Below are 15,434 nucleotides of genomic sequence, written 5' to 3'. Positions count from 1 at the left end.
GTAATCACTTTTATACCGGGAGAGCTTATTTTGTATCGGCACTGCTATAAATTACTTTGGGCTGAAAATTGGCCGCCGGATATTTGGGGTCAACCTCAACTTGTGCTACTGCACTTGCGCTGGCTATACAAGGATTGGCCGCCGCTGTGGCAACCGCTGCCGGTGCAGCCTCTTCACTGCTGTAAATCACTTTAGGCTGGAAATTTGAGGCCGGATAGTCTTGGGCGCTTACTGCAGAGCTTGCCAGCAGGAATGCCACGAATAAACCATAAACCACTTGTTTGATTGTCATAGTGTTCACCATCACTCTGGGTTAAAAACGTAAAAACTCCCACCGATAAACGGCGGGAGTTTTTTACAGTTTACTACTATATCTTAATTATTAAAGCACTGCTTCGACATTAGCGACAACATTTTCGACGGTAAAGCCGAATTCTTTGAACAGCAGAGGCGCAGGAGCGGATTCACCGAAGCGATCCAAACCGACAACTTTGCCGTTGCTGCCGGCATATTTCCACCAGGTGTCGGTGACACCGGCCTCGACAACAACGCGTTTGCTGATGCTAGGCGGCAATACGCTGTCCCGATATGCTTGATCCTGCGCTTCGAAAACGTTGGTCGACGGCAGGGACACCACGCGGATGTTTTTGCCTTTGGCGGTCAGTGCTTCTGCGGCTTTGACAGCCAGTTCGACTTCGGAACCGGTCGCGATGATGATGGCATCCGGGGTGCCGGCGCTGTCTTTCAGGATGTAGCCGCCTTTGCTGATGGCTTCGATTTGCGCAGCTGTCCGCGGGATGTGCGGCAGGTTTTGGCGCGAGAAGATCAGGGTGCTAGGGCCATCTTGTCTTTCCAGCGCGGCTTTCCAGCTAACAGCGGATTCAACGGCATCACAGGGCCGCCAGACTTGCATGTTGGGGATCAGTCGCAAGGTGGCGGTTTGTTCGACCGGTTGATGAGTCGGGCCGTCTTCGCCCAGACCGATGGAGTCGTGGGTGTAGACGAAGATGGTGGGGATTTTCATCAGGGCTGCCATCCGCAGGGCGTTACGGGCATATTCCGAGAACATCAGGAAGGTGGCGCCGTAAGGTTTGAAGCCGCCGTGCAATACCAGGCCGTTCATGATGGCGGACATGCCGAATTCGCGCACGCCGTAGTAGATGTAGTTGCCGTTGTAGCCGTCGACGTTGACATCTTTGCAGCCTGACCATAGGGTCAGGTTGGAGCCGGCCAGGTCAGCTGAGCCGCCGAGCAGTTCAGGCAACAGCGGGCCGAAGCCGTTCAGGCTGTTTTGTGAAGCTTTGCGGGTGGCGATGGTTTCAGCTTTGGCATCGACGGCGGCAATGAAGGCGTTGGCTTTTTCGGTCCAGTCGCTAGGCAGCTGACCTACGATGCGGCGTTCGAATTCGGCAGCCAGTTCTGGATAGGCGGCACGGTATTTTTCGAATTTTTCGTTCCATTCGCTTTCCAGACGGGCGCCTTTATTGTTGGCATCCCAGCCGGATTTGATGTCAGCCGGTATTTCGAAAGCAGGGTACGGCCAGCCGATACGTTCACGGGTAGCCGCGACTTCGGCTTCGCCCAGGGCCGCACCGTGGCAGTCTTCTTTGCCTTCTTTGTTGGGTGAACCCCAGCCGATAATGGTTTGGGCGCAGATAATGCTCGGTCTGTCGGTGACTTGACGCGCTTCGGCAATGGCCGCTTGAATCGCGGCGGCATCGTGGCCATCCACTTTAGGGATGACGTGCCAGCCATAGGCTTCAAAGCGTTTTGGGGTGTTGTCCAGGAACCAGCCGCTGACGTTGCCGTGACCACGGACTTCACCGTCAATGGAAATGTTGTTGTCGTCGTAGATGGCAATCAGTTTACCCAGGCCCAGTGAGCCTGCCAAAGAGGCGGCTTCGTGAGAAATGCCTTCCATTAAGCAACCGTCGCCTAAAAACACGTAGGTGTAATGATCGACGATCTCATGGCCGGGTTTGTTAAACTGGCCGCCCAGGGTGCGTTCTGCCAGCGCAAAACCGACGGCATTGGTGATGCCTTGGCCTAAAGGGCCAGTGGTGGTTTCGACGCCCGGTGCATAGCCGTATTCAGGGTGACCGGCGGTGCGAGAGTGCAGTTGGCGGAAGTTTTTCAGTTCTTCTATCGGCAGGTCGTAGCCGCTCAGGTGCAGTAACGAGTACAGCAGCATAGAGCCGTGGCCGTTGGATAATATGAAACGGTCACGGTCTGGCCATTTCGGATTAGCCGGGTTGTGGTGCAAAAAATCGTTCCACAGCACTTCGGCAATATCAGCCATCCCCATCGGCGCTCCGGGGTGGCCTGAGTTGGCTTTTTGCACGGCATCCATACTGAGTGCGCGTATGGCGTTCGCTAAATCTCGACGCGAAGGCATTGTTAGTCTCCTAGGTAGTTGTAAAAACAATTAAAGAAGCGGCAATTATTGCCGGTTCTTAAGAAATCTGGGGTTTATGGCTGGCAGTCGATTTTGACCGGCGTATAGGACACCGTGACATTTCCGGTTGATTTGTATTGATATTGCGGCTGATGTTTATTCAGAACAGTTCAATCACTAAACGGGTATGTTCAAAATTCAGGGTGCTTTGCTATAAACAAACAAAAGGACGAGTGGCAACGCCACTCGTCCTTAACAGCTTATTTGTATCAGCTTTCAAGCAAGCCGAAATTATGCTGCAGCATCAACCAGTTCGCGGATCTCGCGAGCAGCTTCAGCTGGTGATGGTGCACCGTAGATAGCCGCACCAACTACGATGATGGTGGCGCCTGAAGCAACTACTTGTTGTACAGTAGATTGTTTGATACCGCCGGCGACGGAAATTCTGACGTTCAGGCCCAGAGCCGCGATGTCTTGCAAGTCGGCAAATGGGGTTTGGCCGGCTGCTTGCGCATCCAGACCGGTGTGAATACCGACGATTTGTGCGCCCAGTTTCACAGATTCTTTGGCAACATAAGCTTTATCACCAACATTGATCAGGTCAACCTGTACTTCTGCACCGTATTTTTTAGCTGCTTTGATAACGCCGCCAATGGTGGCCAGGCCGGATACGCCCAGTACGGTCACGATGTCTGCGCCAGCTGCATAGAATGCACCGGCTTCGTATTCACCTGCGTCCATGGTTTTCAGGTCAACCAACAACAGTTTGTCTGGGAAACGTTGTTTTAATTCTTTAACCAGGTTAACGCCGTTATATTTGATGCAAGGGGTACCGATTTCAAAAATATCCACGTATGGCGCTACTTGATCAGCCAGGCCAACAGTTTGATTGAAATCTAAAGAATCCAATGCGATTTGAATTAATGGTCTTGCCATATTAATGTGCTCCGATTGTTACAGTTTATTGTTATAAGAACCACTCACCAACCATTTATTTCGAGTCACTGACCAGAAATGCTCCGCTCCCCTGTTGATGAACATTTAAGACGAACTTTGGCAACTCTAAATCAGAACAAGGCCGTCTGTCAATGCAAATGCCCAGTAAAAAAGCTTTCAGGAGCGTTTGCATAAATAAGGCTTTGTAGCAGTTATAGAATTTTTCGGTGTATACCTTGTGCAGAGGGCAATTTAGTAACGAAAAACGCCAACAGATGTAAGCAAATTACTCACATTCTGCCGTTGCCTCAGCTACTGGCCAGTACACACTTAGCTATCGCTTGTCGCTTTGTTATCCGCCAGTGTCGGAATCCATACAATTTGCAAGGGATAAGTCTCAGGGCTAAATCGTACCTGCTGGCTACAGGCCTTGTCAATCTTGAGTTAAAAGATTTTAAACCAGCTAAATTAAAAACTGGATTGAATATTGCTTTATTGCTGTTGATAACTTTCTAACTATATGGAATGCAATATGTCGAACACTGTTTTTTCTGAAATTTTAAGCGGATTGTACGATAACACAGTTGTGCCTTATTTGGGGCCTGGGGTTTTGTTCGATTCGGTTAACAAGGTGAGCGGAGAACCAATTCCGGCTGATAGCAACAGCCTGATTCTGGCCATGAATGGCGGCAAACCGATGGCACCGAAACTGATGTTTGAGTTTCCCCGTGCGGCCATGAATCAGGAATTAAAACGCGGACGCGCTTTCTTAACCCAATTTCTGGATAAGGTTTACGGCCAAACTGAATGGAGCCGGGCATCGGCTCATGACTGGGTAGCGGAATGGCGGCCCAAATATGTGATCGACATTAATCGCGACACTCAACTCCAGGACACCTATGCTGACGAAGAGCATACTTTAATCGTCGGTTTATCGCGGGTAATAGGTGCGGCTTTCCGGTATAGAATTTATCATTATGACGGCAGCAGTTATTTTGAAATACCCGAACAACAGGTAGACAAAAACTTGCCCATATTATTTAAACCGATGGGGACTCCTAAACCGGAATCCAGTTATGTGGCCTCGGATGCGGATTATGTTGATTACATTACCGAGCTGATGGGCGGTTTTGCTATTCCGGGATTCCTGAAAGAATATCGGGAGGGTAAAAAATACCTATTGCTGGGACTGCCGTTAAACCGGGACTCTGAACGGATGGTGATGAGCGACATTGTCTATGGAGCCGCCGAACATAAAGGCTGGTTTATAAGAAAAAACCCCACCGATAAGGAAAAACGCTTTAGTGAACGCATGGGCTTTGAACTGATTGAAGCCGATTGTCAGGAGTTTTTAGCGGTGGCGCATAATCGGGTATCGGAAGCGGCTTAAGCTGATATTTGCAAACGGGCGCCCCCTGGATGGCGGCGCTCATCAGCTTTTAACACTTTCTGATAATTTGCGGTTTAAAACAGACATGCAACAACACGAGAGACTGGCAACGGTTTATCAGCCAGAAACTCAACAGCAAGACAATTAGTGCAATCACGGGCAGTCCTGCCGCAGCAGTATCTGACAGATAGGCATCAGCAAGCCCGACACTAAGCAGCATGATCACTACAGGCAGCAGATAGATGATGATAGAGGTGGCAAGCAGATGGGTATCATCAATTGCCACCATTACTTCGTCACCAACCTGCAAACCAAGATCACAATCAATGGCAAACTCTCGTTTGGGCAGCAGTTTTGCCAAGGTGGCAGTGCTGCAGGTATTTTGTTGCATACAGCCGCCGCAAGCGCCACTTTGCAAGCTTTTAATCCATACCTGCCCGGTACTAATCTGGGTTACGACAGCCTGTTGTTCTATCATAAATTGCTAATGACCTTATTGCCAAGCCGGACTTATACCGGCCAGCCAGGCATTTAATCTGGCTTCGCTAAGCTCTTTCTGGTTATCTTCATCCAGCACCAAGCCCAGAAACTGATCGTCCAGCACGCCTTTGGAACGTGTGAAATCATAACCTTCGGTACTGGTAAAACCGATAAAATTAGCACCTACATCACTAAAAGCATCAAATAAAAACCCTAAGGCATCGACAAAATTGCTGCCGTAACCCACCTGATCACCCAAACCGAATAACGCGATGGTTTTTGCCGAAAAATCACTATCGGCCAGAGTCGGCAAAAACTCTTCCCAACTTTCATTTTGATTGCCGCTGGACAAACCCGGCAGCTCGCCGTCACCATAAGTAGGTGAACCCAATATCAACACATCATAAGCCAGCAGATCATCGACGGTCGCATTACGAATATTGACTGGCTTATCGGCTATCGCATCGCCTAATTGCTTGTGGATGGCTTTGGCAACTTTACGAGTGTTACCGGTATCAGAGCCGAAAAAAATGCCTACTTTTGCCATGCTACTTACTCCTTAAGATAGTTTTAAACTTGGATTTGCAACAAACCGGGATTTGCCGCACTTTGCTGAGCCTGCCATTGCGCCTGGGTATAGGTTTTTAAAGTAACGGCGTGGAGACGACCTGAGGCCAGAGGTTCGTTCAAAGCAGCCATTACCCCCTGATGCTGTTTAATCAGGCTTAAATCGGCAAATTGATCGCTGATAACAGCTATTTCCAGATTACAGCCCTCGCCAACAATATGGACAATTGCGTCAGGATAAGCTTGGACAATTAAGGCATCTACTTCGGAATGACTAATCACCGCAGCCTGAGGTTCTGCCGATTTAGGCAGCGCTGATTGTAATAAAGACAGCAATACCCCGTCTTTGTCCAGCGTTTCGATAATATCGCAGCCGCCGATTAGTTCACCGTTAACAAACAGCTGCGGAAAAGTTGGCCATTTGGAAACAGTCGGCAGTTTGTCACGAATAAACGGCGCTCTTAACACATCGACATAGGTATAAGGCACTTTGCTGGTATTGAGTATGGCAACCGCTTTGGCAGAAAAACCGCATTCCGGTGCACTGGGCACCCCTTTCATGTAAAGAATGATGGGGTTTTCGGCGATTTGTTTAAGGATTTTGTCTTTAGTTGAACTGCTCATAGTGTAGTTTGTTAATTAAGTTGTTTGCATGAACCGGCCAATCAGACCGATGGCCTATGACTGACCACCGGATGCCAGCAGCCCCAGGGTATCGGCGTTTTCAAACGCCGAAGCGCGTTCGACAATTTCTATCTCGGCCTGGCCGCGTATCATTTCGGCATTTACCACGCAACGCTCGACATTGCCTTTGGAAGGAACGTCGAACATAGCCCGGCGCAAGACATTTTCCAAAATACCACGCAAGCCTCTGGCGCCGGTATTTCGCTCAATGGCTTTTTCGGCAATTTCCACCAGGGCATCCTGGGTAAATTCCAGTTGCACTTCATCAAAGGCAAACAACTGCTGATATTGTTTGACCAGAGCATTTTTGGGTTCGGTGAGAACCTGGATTAAGGCATCGACATCCAGCGGCTCCAGTGGCGCTAAAACCGGAAACCGGCCGATGAATTCCGGTATCAGGCCAAAGCGCTTTAAGTCATCCGGCTGGGTGGCGTTGAGCAGAGCTTCCAGCGTGGGCTTATCCTCAGAATTACTGACTTCGGCGTGAAAACCAATAGAGGTCTTAGGCGGCATCAACCGCTTTTCCACATGTTTTTCCAAACCTGGAAAAGCGCCACCGGCTATGAACAAAATATTGCGGGTATCGATCATTACGGTATCACTGCCGTTATGATCTTTGCGCCGTCCTTTGACAGAGACTTTTACCTGCGAGCCTTCCACCAGCCGCAACAAAGCCTGCTGAACGCCTTCACCGGAAACATCACGAGTACCAAAAGCCTGTTCCGGACTGCGGGCAATTTTGTCTACTTCGTCGATATAGACTATGCCCCATTCGGCTTTATTGATTTGGCCATCGGCAATATCCAGTAAACGCACTAGAATATTTTCCACATCATCCCCAACATAACCTGCCTGCGTTAAGGTGGTGGCATCTGCAACAGCAAAAGGCACACCGACTATCTTGGCCAGGGTACTGGCCAACAAAGTTTTACCGGTACCGGAAGGCCCTATCAGCAGGATATTGGATTTACCGATTTCCACTTCCTGCCCGGAGTCGCCCAGATTACCGGTTTTATTACTTTCCTGCTTCAGACGTTTATAGTGATTGTAGACGGCGACCGACAGAATCTCTTTGGCCAGATCCTGACCAATGACATATTGATCCAGTTTGAGTTTGATTTCAGCCGGTTTAGGCAAAGGCCCCTGCATTTCGGTAAGTTCCTTTTTTTTGCCCCAGCTGGATACGACCTGGCTAGCCAGCGTGACACAGGCTTCACAGATATGCCCTTCAGTACCGGCAATCATGGGCACCGAGGCCGAGGCCTCTATTCCGCAGAATGAACAATGTTTGAGTTCTTTTGCCATGCCTTATCTCCTGTTAAAGATTTTATTGCTGCTTCAATTTTTTGCTGAGCCTATCGCCTAGCACATCCTTCGATTGATATAGTTAGCCGGCTGGTAAGCTGGCCAGCCAAGTGCGTTGGCAATTACGCCGATAACGATCCTGCATGAGTTGGCGTATTTTGGGTGTGGCTTTTTTCAACGACAGGGTTTCGGCATGGATAATTTTTTGGCACTGAATCACATGAAAGCCTACTTCTGTCTCTACTACCGCGCTGACTTCATTTTCTTTTAAGGCAAACAATGCTTCATCGAGTTCCTGATAAAGTTTGCCTTTGACGATAGTACCCAATTCTCCCCCATCTAAAGCGGTAGGACATTCGGAATTTTTTAATGCCAAATCAGCAAATTTATGCGGTTTGCGTTTTAAGGTTTCCGCAATTTCGCTGATGCGCCGATGTGCATTTTCTCGAGTATTTTCCGGATAATCCGGATTGATGCTGATTAATATGTGCCGGGCAACCCGCTGCTCGGGCTGATGAAATTTTTCCGGGTGCGAATGGTAAAAAATACCGATTTCCACTTCATTGACTTTGGGGGCACGCGCTGCCACTTTTTCCAGTACAGCATTGACTTTACACTGCCGGGATAAAGCCGCGCTGAGTTCCGGCAAGGTCAGATGATTGGCGGCAAGAGCGGCATTAAAGCTTTCTTCATCCGCAAACCGACCTTGGACTTCAGCAATGGCCTGCTGAAGCTCCTGCTCAGTGACGATCACGCTGGCGGCCTCTGCAGAATTGATGACTCTGGTTTCGATAGCGTATTCGTTTTTGGCCTGTCTTTCAACCTGGCGTAACTGCTCGGCTTCCAGATCGCCAGGGGCTTTCTGGTAAAGGCTGAGCGCAGCCCGTAATAAAGTGTAAGGTTCGATTTCGACATTCGAAGTCCGGTTCATAATTACTCCTCGGGTTCTCTGAAATTATCCGGATCCGCCGGTTCCAGCGCAGCTTCGGGAACTTGCAGGGTTTTTCCAGGAAATCTGACGTGATACTGCATGGGAATACTATCCCGCAACACCATGAGAATTTCGCCTTCCGCGCCTTTTTCGACAATGACCTGACCCTGCACAGCCAAACTGATACGGCTCAACACCTTATCGCGAAATTCAAAACGGCTGGGATTCCAGGCTGCATCAGCCGGTATCAGCTCTTCGGCCCGGCAACCGACCATGCGGCCCTGATCAAGAAAATGCACGGTATAGATGACCTGATCCTGCAAAAACGTCCCCATTTCGATGACATGTCCAACGCTACCACGCCTGACCAGCAATTCGCCTACCGGCATACCCGGATAGGTGCCGTCATTACGCACATTACGCGTGACTCTGACTTGTTCGCCGAACTCAAAACGTTCTTCATCGTAGCGTTCTTCTATCATGTTTGAATGTCACCCAATGAGATGAATATGGTTTGCGGCTCGCCCATCTTGAATACTTTGAACACTTTTTCGGTTTGGGCATCAGAATCCACAAAATCCTGATAAGCCCGGAACAGTAACTGCTTGTAAATCTGTTTTTTACTGTCCTCATCCTCCGGCATCAAATCACCGCCTTTGGACAGGTAATCGTGAAAGCGTTGCAGAATATGCAGGCGATTGACATGTACGGTGGTTTGATCGTACTCCAGTTCAAAATAGTGTAAAAAATCTTCCGCAGATTCCAGTTCTTCCACTTCTTCTTCAAAGCTCATGCTCTTACCTCACAATTAACAGATGGTCGATACCGGCGTTATCGCCGCCCAGTACATACATTACCAACAGGATAAGCAGCATTGCTGAGGTCTGGGCCAAAAATGGATCTGATTTTTGTTTAATCATGACAGTCACCTGCTAAGTTAAAATTAAGTATCTATTCGGGGTAGTTTCGCTGAGGAACACTGAATCGGGATTATCAACTGCGAATCCGGCAAACAGCGTTTCATCGGGACTACGTTATCAAGCGTATTCCACGGCCTGACCAGCTGATTCCAGACGCTGGTAGACCAGTTCCAACAGGGCTTTTGCACCTATGCGGTCTTTGTCATCCAAAGCCACCAGTTTTTCAAAAATGCTTTGACTGAGCGCCAGATTTTCCATGCGCATATTCAGAAAGCCGATTGACTTCAAGGTAAATAAATACAAACGAATACTGGTCAATTGTTCTTTGGGTGCATCTTTAATATGCTGTATATTCAGCTCCCGCCAATCTGCCGGCAAACTGATATCCCGACGAATCAAGCTCAAGGCTTGTTCCGAAATCATCAGCGCTTCACTGAGACGGTGCTGGTAGTAATAAAACCGGTTAAGAGCTACCAGCACATTCAGCGATTCCGGTGCGCGTAAATAGGCTTGTAATAAGGGCAATTCTGCAGCACCGGTGCTATACAATTCCGAAGAACGTTTGATCAGATCCTGCACTTCCTGAGTATCTTCGCGCTGAAAATACAAATCCCTGGCTTCAAATTCCAATAAATCCATCACTCACCACCTGCGGCCATTTTTAAAATCACTGCTTCTTCGCCATGACAAATACCCTCGGCCTCACAATTATCGCAATCGCCATCGGCGGCCATCACAAAACGCTTTTGATTGTCTTCCAGTTGATCCAGACGTTCGATCAGGCAGTTAATGGCTTTACCTATCGGATCCGGCACCAGATGGTGATCCAGATCAATACCGTGTGCATTCTGGATTTTTACCCCTTTGGTCTGAATGATGCGACCCGGTATACCAATCACCGTACAACATGGCGGCACATCTTTGATCACCACCGAGTTTGCCCCAACCCGCACATTGTTACCGATGGTGATGGCCCCCAGAATTTTGGCGCCAGCCCCAACCATGACATTATTGCCCAGGGTTGGATGGCGTTTTTCCTTGTTCCAGGTGGTACCACCCAGGGTGACACCGTGATATATGGTGACATCGTCACCGATTTCTGAGGTTTCGCCGATAACGACACCGGCACCGTGATCAATAAAAAACCGCTTGCCTATGCAAGCACCAGGATGAATATCAACATTGGTAAACCAGCGCCCAAATGCGGCCAATACCCGTGCCGCCAGTTTCCAGCCAGCCAGCCACCAGCGATGGCTAAGCCGGTAAATTAAAACGGCATGGACACCCGGATAAGCCAATAATACTTCCAGTAAATTACGTGCCGCCGGGTCCCGGGAAAACACGCAGTTGACATCTTCGCGCCAATCTTGCCAGATGCTGGGCGCAGCATTGGCAGCTTGCGGCGAAATTAACATCATTTCGCCAGACTCCAGGTGGTTTTGCCTGGCATAGGTACGCCAGGCACCCGGAAGAAGGTACCGGGATAACGTTCGTCCTGTTCGTTGACGGGCGACAGACTAGCCGGTTGTTTGCTGAGCTTGTCAGCGCTGGGTACACTGGTTTTTTGAGGATTGCTGGACATCGAACACCTCTCTATAGGCTGCTTAAAAACTGATTTAACTCCGGCGGCTGCGGGGAGCGTTTATTAAAACTGACAAACTGGCGAATTACGGGTAATAAGCGACCGGCCTGGGCGCGATTAATCAGAATACCCAGTTGCTGGTAAGCATGAATCACCCCCTGACTACCGGAGTGTTTGCCCAGCACCAATTCATGGCTGCGACCGACTATGGCCGGATCGACACCCTGATAGTTATGCGGATCTTTGAGTAAGCCATCGACATGGATACCGGCTTCGTGGCTAAACACATCGCGACCGATCAGGCTTTTGCGGCTGCCGATGGTGTCACCGGAAGCGCTGGCCACCTGTTGCGACAAGGCCGGGAAGCTGCGTAAATCAACACCGGTTTGCATACCGTATAACTGGGTTAATCCGATAACTACTTCTTCCAGAGCGGCATTACCGGCGCGTTCACCCAGACCGTTGACGGTGGTATTAACATGAGTGGCACCGGCTAATGCCGCGGCTAAACTGTTGGCAGTAGCCAGACCGAGATCATCGTGGGCGTGCATTTCGATATCCAGATCGGTGAGGCTGTGTAATTTGCGGATGGCGTCCAATACACCAAACGGCTCCATAATGCCTACTGTGTCGGCGAAGCGGAATCGGCAGGCTCCTGCGGCTTGGGCGGTTTGAGCCATTTGAGCCAGAAAATCGGCATCGGCACGTGACGCGTCTTCCGCACCCACGCAAACCTGCATGCCGGCATCAACAGCTGTTTTGACGCAATAATCGATGGTGTTTAACACCCAGGCCCGGCTCTGTTTAAGTTTGTGCTGGATATGCTGATCAGAGGCGGAGATGGATAAATCCACTAAACCTACCCCTAAGTTCAGACAATGCTGTAAATCATCACTGCGCATTCTTGACCAGACCAGCAGGCGGCTGGACAGCTTTAACCCGGCCAGCGCTTTGATTTCGTCACGTTCCTGGGCACCCATGGCCGGAATGCCGATTTCCAGTTCTGGTACGCCCAATGCGGCGAGCTGACGGGCTATGCTGAGTTTTTCATCCAGGGAAAACGCCACTCCAGCCGACTGTTCGCCATCGCGTAAGGTGGTGTCGTCTATGATGATGGTTCTGGCCTGTTGATTCATACTGCTCTACCCGACTGGCTTGATATTGTTTGTGGCGGTGTAGCTGCCTTTATTTCATAGAATGCAAAACACTTGCCAACTGTTGAGATCAGGTAAATCAAGGGGTTTGGTGGGGTTGGTCGGATTAGTGACAGCACAAAGCGTAGTGAGGGGCGGGGAATTGTCGGGAATGTGACAATTTTATGGGGAGGGGAGAGATTTTCTGTTGTGCGTGTTATGTAGTATGGATGTAGCGGAATCCGGGAATCGGCGTTGATTGGCTTTATATGACTTGAATCAAGTATTACCGGGATCGTTGTTATCTAAGGCAGATTAATTTGGAAACGCTACGCGAAGCCAATTTAATACCGGTTCCCGCACCGGCGGGCGAAGAAACATCGGCCTGGCAACTTGGTACGCTGCGCGCGGATTTTGATATTCGGCTTGATTTGGGTAATAGCGGTAATTTGAAGTTTTGGTTATGCGTGTGGTTTATGGCCTTGAATGCTGAGTTTCGCTTTGCGCTATCCAGCCTACCGAGCTATGTTTGCCTTAGTCGTTGATTTGACCTGAAGCGGGTGAAGCCATTGTAAAACCACTTAACCTTTGTTTAATAAAGGCTACACTGCGAATCCCTCGATTCCACTACGTTGCATCGAGGCTACGGGCAGGGCTTCGCTTTGCTCTACCCAGCCTACCGAGCTATGTTTGCGTTAGTCGTTGATTTGGTCAGAAGCGGGTGAAGCCATTGTAAAACCACTTAACCTTTGTTTAATAAAGGCTACACTGCGAATCCCTCGATTCCACTACGTTGCATCGAGGCTACGGACCCTAACGAGTTACGAGTTTTTATGGGGATTTTATGTGCTGAACTGAGAAAACGTAATGACATTAGGCAATAAAACCTTGCCTGCGGCAGTTTTGTGTTGCTGCGCAATTTTTTAGGGGCCACAGAAGGGAGTTTGGCTGAATCGACCAGTATTTCCGTGGGTGAAAATACCGGTCGTGATACTTAAGCGTAAGTAGGCTGAAAAGCTTGTTCGGGGTTGGTGACTGGGCCGTCGCCTTCCCAGTAGGGGGAAAGTTTGCGTAAGTTGGCGACGATGGTGGGCATGACTTTCAGGACTTCGTCTACTTCGCTCATGGTGTTGTAGCGGGAGAAGGAGAAGCGGATGGTGCCGTGGGCTGCGGTGTAGGGAATTTGCATGGCACGCATGACGTGCGATGGTTCCAGTGAGCCGGAGGTGCAGGCGGAGCCGCTGGAGGCGGCGATGCCGGCGCGATTGAGCAGCATTAATATGGCTTCGCCTTCGATGTATTCAAAAGCGATGTCGGTGGTGTTGGGCAGGCGGTTGTTGAGATCGCCGGTAATGAAACAATGCGGAATCTGATCGACGATGCCTTGCTCCAGGCGGTCGCGCATGGCTTTAACCTGGGTGTTTTCATATTCCATATGCTCCAGAGCCAGTTCACAGGCTCTGCCCAGACCGACGATAGAAGCGGTGTTTTCGGTACCGGCACGGCGACCCCGTTCCTGATGACCACCACGCAGCAATGGGCGGTAGCGGGTGCCACGGCGCAGGTACAACACACCTATGCCTTTGGGGGCATGAAGTTTATGGCCGGACAGTGACAGCATGTCGATTTTGGTGTCCTGCAGCATCATGGGAATTTTACCGACGGCTTGCACGGCATCGGTGTGAAACATGACACCAGCGGCGTTGGCCAGTTCGGCCATTTCCTCAACCGGGAAAATGGTGCCGGTTTCATTATTGGCCCACATTACCGAGACGATGGCCACCTGATCGGACAGCATGTTTTTGTAAGATTCCAGATTAAGTCTGCCACACTTGTCCACCGGCAAACGATGGATGGTGTAACCTTCTTTTTCCAGGTTTTCACACAAATTCAGGATAGCCGGATGTTCTACCGAGGTGGTAATGATTTCTTTGCGGGTGGGCTGGCATTTGATAGCCGAGAGAATGGCGGTGGAATCTGACTCAGTGCCACAAGAGGTGAAAATAATTTCTGAATCATGCTCTGCACCCAACAACTCCTGTACCTGACCACGGGCTTTTTTGATGGCTTTGGCCACGCCGTCGGCAAAGCGATGGATGGATGATGGGTTACCGAATTGTTCGGTAAAATACGGAATCATCGCATCCACTACGGCCATATCCACCTTGGTGGTGGCGTTATTATCCAGATAAATATCAGGCATGAGCGGCCTCCTCAATGTTGACCAGTTTCGGCATTTGCGAAGCCGGCACTACTTTGATGAACTCGCCCAGCACTTCCATCAGACGTTGCTGAATCCCGGAAATGGTCATGGCGGCCATCTGACAACCATTGCAAGCACCGGTCATATTGACATAAGCGGTATTGCCGACCACTTCAACCAGTTCCACATCACCACCGTCAGCCATCAGTTGCGGCCGCAGTGAATTGAGGACTTCTTCGATTTTTTTGATGCGTTGCAAATTGGTCAGCGGTTTCTTTTCGGCAACCACTTCAACTTTTTCGATAGGTGCCGCATTAGGATCAAAAGTTTCACCACGTTCTTTTAACACCCGCTCCAGGATAGCTTCAATATCTTCATGGCAGGCCGCACAACCACCACCGGCTTTGGTGTAGTTGGTAACATCTTCCACGGTACGAAGTTTGTTGGCCCAGACCATTTCTTCGATCATCACGGCATCAATGGCAAAACATTTACAGATCAATGCGCCTTCTTCGTGATCATCTTTCCATTCTTCGCCACGATAATTGGCCACTGCAGCTTGCAGGGCTTCACGACCCATTACCGAGCAATGCATTTTTTCCGGCGGCAGGCCATCCAGTTCTTTGGCGATATCCTGATTGGTGACCTTTAAAGCTTCATCCAGAGTCAGACCTTTGATGATTTCGGTTAATACCGAAGATGAGGCGATGGCCGAACCACAGCCAAAAGTCTGAAAACCGGCATCTTCGATGACTTCGGTGTCATCGTTGACTTTGAGGGTTAAGCGCAAGGCATCGCCGCAGCTGATGGACCCTACTTCGCCTACGGCATTGGCCCCCGCCACTGCTCCGGCGTTTTTGGGGTTGAAAAAATGATCTTTTACTTTATCAGAATAATCCCACATAACT

General features: G+C 49.7%; 19 protein-coding genes. 2 read left to right on the top strand and 17 right to left on the bottom strand.

Going from position 1 to position 15,434, the window contains the following annotated elements:
- Positions 1-25 precede the first annotated feature (25 nt).
- From KEF85_RS01970 to hxlA, 3 genes are all read right to left on the bottom strand, one after another.
- On the bottom strand, positions 26-292 hold the full coding sequence (locus tag KEF85_RS01970; protein ID WP_215583064.1) for a hypothetical protein: 267 nt from the start codon (positions 290-292) through the stop codon (positions 26-28).
- Positions 293-382: 90 nt separating this feature from the next.
- Positions 383-2,395: a transketolase gene (gene tkt, locus KEF85_RS01965; RefSeq protein ID WP_215581156.1), complete on the bottom strand. Its 2,013-nt coding sequence runs from the start codon at positions 2,393-2,395 to the stop codon at positions 383-385.
- 291 nt (positions 2,396-2,686) lie between these two features.
- Positions 2,687-3,331, bottom strand: a complete 645-nt coding sequence (hxlA, locus tag KEF85_RS01960; protein ID WP_215583057.1) for a 3-hexulose-6-phosphate synthase — start codon at positions 3,329-3,331, stop codon at positions 2,687-2,689.
- Positions 3,332-3,863: 532 nt separating this feature from the next.
- Between hxlA and KEF85_RS01955 the strand changes: the two genes are divergently transcribed.
- A complete protein-coding gene (locus KEF85_RS01955; protein ID WP_215583053.1) occupies positions 3,864-4,721 on the top strand; it encodes an SIR2 family protein in 858 nt (285 codons plus the stop codon).
- Between the two features lie 49 nt (positions 4,722-4,770).
- Here KEF85_RS01955 and KEF85_RS01950 read toward each other — a convergent pair whose 3' ends face one another.
- The 12 genes from KEF85_RS01950 to nifV all read right to left on the bottom strand — a co-directional run bounded on the left by KEF85_RS01950 (position 4,771) and on the right by nifV (position 12,326).
- A complete protein-coding gene (locus KEF85_RS01950; RefSeq protein WP_215583048.1) occupies positions 4,771-5,199 on the bottom strand; it encodes a SoxR reducing system RseC family protein in 429 nt (142 codons plus the stop codon).
- A gap of 15 nt (positions 5,200-5,214) precedes the next feature.
- A complete protein-coding gene (locus KEF85_RS01945) occupies positions 5,215-5,748 on the bottom strand; it encodes a flavodoxin (protein WP_215583046.1) in 534 nt (177 codons plus the stop codon).
- 23 nt (positions 5,749-5,771) lie between these two features.
- The gene (gene grxD / locus KEF85_RS01940) at positions 5,772-6,392 is read right to left on the bottom strand and encodes a Grx4 family monothiol glutaredoxin (protein WP_215583045.1); all 621 of its coding nucleotides are present in this window, start codon (positions 6,390-6,392) and stop codon (positions 5,772-5,774) included.
- A gap of 54 nt (positions 6,393-6,446) precedes the next feature.
- On the bottom strand, positions 6,447-7,757 hold the full coding sequence (gene clpX / locus KEF85_RS01935) for an ATP-dependent Clp protease ATP-binding subunit ClpX (protein ID WP_215583042.1): 1,311 nt from the start codon (positions 7,755-7,757) through the stop codon (positions 6,447-6,449).
- Between the two features lie 82 nt (positions 7,758-7,839).
- On the bottom strand, positions 7,840-8,688 hold the full coding sequence (nifM, locus tag KEF85_RS01930) for a nitrogen fixation protein NifM (RefSeq protein WP_343222145.1): 849 nt from the start codon (positions 8,686-8,688) through the stop codon (positions 7,840-7,842).
- Positions 8,689-8,690: 2 nt separating this feature from the next.
- Complete coding sequence (locus tag KEF85_RS01925) at positions 8,691-9,170, bottom strand: nitrogen fixation protein NifZ (protein WP_215583039.1); 480 nt, start codon at positions 9,168-9,170, stop codon at positions 8,691-8,693.
- Positions 9,167-9,481, bottom strand: coding sequence for a nitrogenase-stabilizing/protective protein NifW (gene nifW / locus KEF85_RS01920; protein WP_215583038.1), 315 nt, complete (start codon positions 9,479-9,481; stop codon positions 9,167-9,169). The genes KEF85_RS01925 and nifW overlap by 4 nt, the downstream gene beginning before the upstream one ends.
- A gap of 4 nt (positions 9,482-9,485) precedes the next feature.
- Entirely contained in the window at positions 9,486-9,608 is a 123-nt protein-coding gene (locus KEF85_RS16870; protein ID WP_281413666.1) for a hypothetical protein, read from the bottom strand.
- Between the two features lie 117 nt (positions 9,609-9,725).
- Complete coding sequence (locus KEF85_RS01915) at positions 9,726-10,247, bottom strand: hypothetical protein (protein WP_215583037.1); 522 nt, start codon at positions 10,245-10,247, stop codon at positions 9,726-9,728.
- The gene (gene cysE, locus KEF85_RS01910; protein WP_215583035.1) at positions 10,247-11,026 is read right to left on the bottom strand and encodes a serine O-acetyltransferase; all 780 of its coding nucleotides are present in this window, start codon (positions 11,024-11,026) and stop codon (positions 10,247-10,249) included. Before cysE ends, KEF85_RS01915 begins: the two co-directional genes overlap by 1 nt.
- Complete coding sequence (locus KEF85_RS01905; RefSeq protein ID WP_215583031.1) at positions 11,023-11,190, bottom strand: hypothetical protein; 168 nt, start codon at positions 11,188-11,190, stop codon at positions 11,023-11,025. Before KEF85_RS01905 ends, cysE begins: the two co-directional genes overlap by 4 nt.
- 11 nt (positions 11,191-11,201) lie before the next feature.
- Complete coding sequence (nifV, locus tag KEF85_RS01900; RefSeq protein ID WP_215583030.1) at positions 11,202-12,326, bottom strand: homocitrate synthase; 1,125 nt, start codon at positions 12,324-12,326, stop codon at positions 11,202-11,204.
- Between the two features lie 317 nt (positions 12,327-12,643).
- Here nifV and KEF85_RS01895 point away from each other — a divergent pair, with 317 nt between their 5' ends.
- Positions 12,644-12,868: a hypothetical protein gene (locus KEF85_RS01895; protein ID WP_215583029.1), complete on the top strand. Its 225-nt coding sequence runs from the start codon at positions 12,644-12,646 to the stop codon at positions 12,866-12,868.
- 449 nt (positions 12,869-13,317) lie between these two features.
- Here KEF85_RS01895 and nifS read toward each other — a convergent pair whose 3' ends face one another.
- Together nifS and nifU are read right to left on the bottom strand one after the other, a co-directional pair.
- The gene (gene nifS / locus KEF85_RS01890; protein WP_215583028.1) at positions 13,318-14,526 is read right to left on the bottom strand and encodes a cysteine desulfurase NifS; all 1,209 of its coding nucleotides are present in this window, start codon (positions 14,524-14,526) and stop codon (positions 13,318-13,320) included.
- A complete protein-coding gene (gene nifU / locus KEF85_RS01885) occupies positions 14,519-15,430 on the bottom strand; it encodes a Fe-S cluster assembly protein NifU (protein WP_215583025.1) in 912 nt (303 codons plus the stop codon). The genes nifS and nifU overlap by 8 nt, the downstream gene beginning before the upstream one ends.
- Between the last annotated feature and the right edge of the window lie 4 nt (positions 15,431-15,434).

Source organism: Methylomonas paludis, from assembly GCF_018734325.1.
Lineage (GTDB): Bacteria > Pseudomonadota > Gammaproteobacteria > Methylococcales > Methylomonadaceae > Methylomonas > Methylomonas paludis.
Note: the sequence above shows the minus strand (reverse complement) of the source record. Positions and strands in the feature narration are given on the sequence as shown.

Coding starts and splice junctions, on each gene's coding strand:
- KEF85_RS01915 (WP_215583037.1), bottom strand. CDS start 10,247: ATGGATTTATTGGAATTTGAAGCCAGGGATTTGTATTTTCAGCGCGAA.
- nifS (WP_215583028.1), bottom strand. CDS start 14,526: ATGCCTGATATTTATCTGGATAATAACGCCACCACCAAGGTGGATATG.
- nifV (WP_215583030.1), bottom strand. CDS start 12,326: ATGAATCAACAGGCCAGAACCATCATCATAGACGACACCACCTTACGC.
- grxD (WP_215583045.1), bottom strand. CDS start 6,392: ATGAGCAGTTCAACTAAAGACAAAATCCTTAAACAAATCGCCGAAAAC.
- KEF85_RS01950 (WP_215583048.1), bottom strand. CDS start 5,199: ATGATAGAACAACAGGCTGTCGTAACCCAGATTAGTACCGGGCAGGTA.
- KEF85_RS01955 (WP_215583053.1), top strand. CDS start 3,864: ATGTCGAACACTGTTTTTTCTGAAATTTTAAGCGGATTGTACGATAAC.
- hxlA (WP_215583057.1), bottom strand. CDS start 3,331: ATGGCAAGACCATTAATTCAAATCGCATTGGATTCTTTAGATTTCAAT.
- KEF85_RS01945 (WP_215583046.1), bottom strand. CDS start 5,748: ATGGCAAAAGTAGGCATTTTTTTCGGCTCTGATACCGGTAACACTCGT.
- clpX (WP_215583042.1), bottom strand. CDS start 7,757: ATGGCAAAAGAACTCAAACATTGTTCATTCTGCGGAATAGAGGCCTCG.
- nifM (WP_343222145.1), bottom strand. CDS start 8,688: ATGAACCGGACTTCGAATGTCGAAATCGAACCTTACACTTTATTACGG.
- KEF85_RS16870 (WP_281413666.1), bottom strand. CDS start 9,608: ATGATTAAACAAAAATCAGATCCATTTTTGGCCCAGACCTCAGCAATG.
- KEF85_RS01970 (WP_215583064.1), bottom strand. CDS start 292: ATGACAATCAAACAAGTGGTTTATGGTTTATTCGTGGCATTCCTGCTG.
- tkt (WP_215581156.1), bottom strand. CDS start 2,395: ATGCCTTCGCGTCGAGATTTAGCGAACGCCATACGCGCACTCAGTATG.
- nifW (WP_215583038.1), bottom strand. CDS start 9,481: ATGAGCTTTGAAGAAGAAGTGGAAGAACTGGAATCTGCGGAAGATTTT.
- cysE (WP_215583035.1), bottom strand. CDS start 11,026: ATGATGTTAATTTCGCCGCAAGCTGCCAATGCTGCGCCCAGCATCTGG.
- nifU (WP_215583025.1), bottom strand. CDS start 15,430: ATGTGGGATTATTCTGATAAAGTAAAAGATCATTTTTTCAACCCCAAA.
- KEF85_RS01925 (WP_215583039.1), bottom strand. CDS start 9,170: ATGATAGAAGAACGCTACGATGAAGAACGTTTTGAGTTCGGCGAACAA.
- KEF85_RS01905 (WP_215583031.1), bottom strand. CDS start 11,190: ATGTCCAGCAATCCTCAAAAAACCAGTGTACCCAGCGCTGACAAGCTC.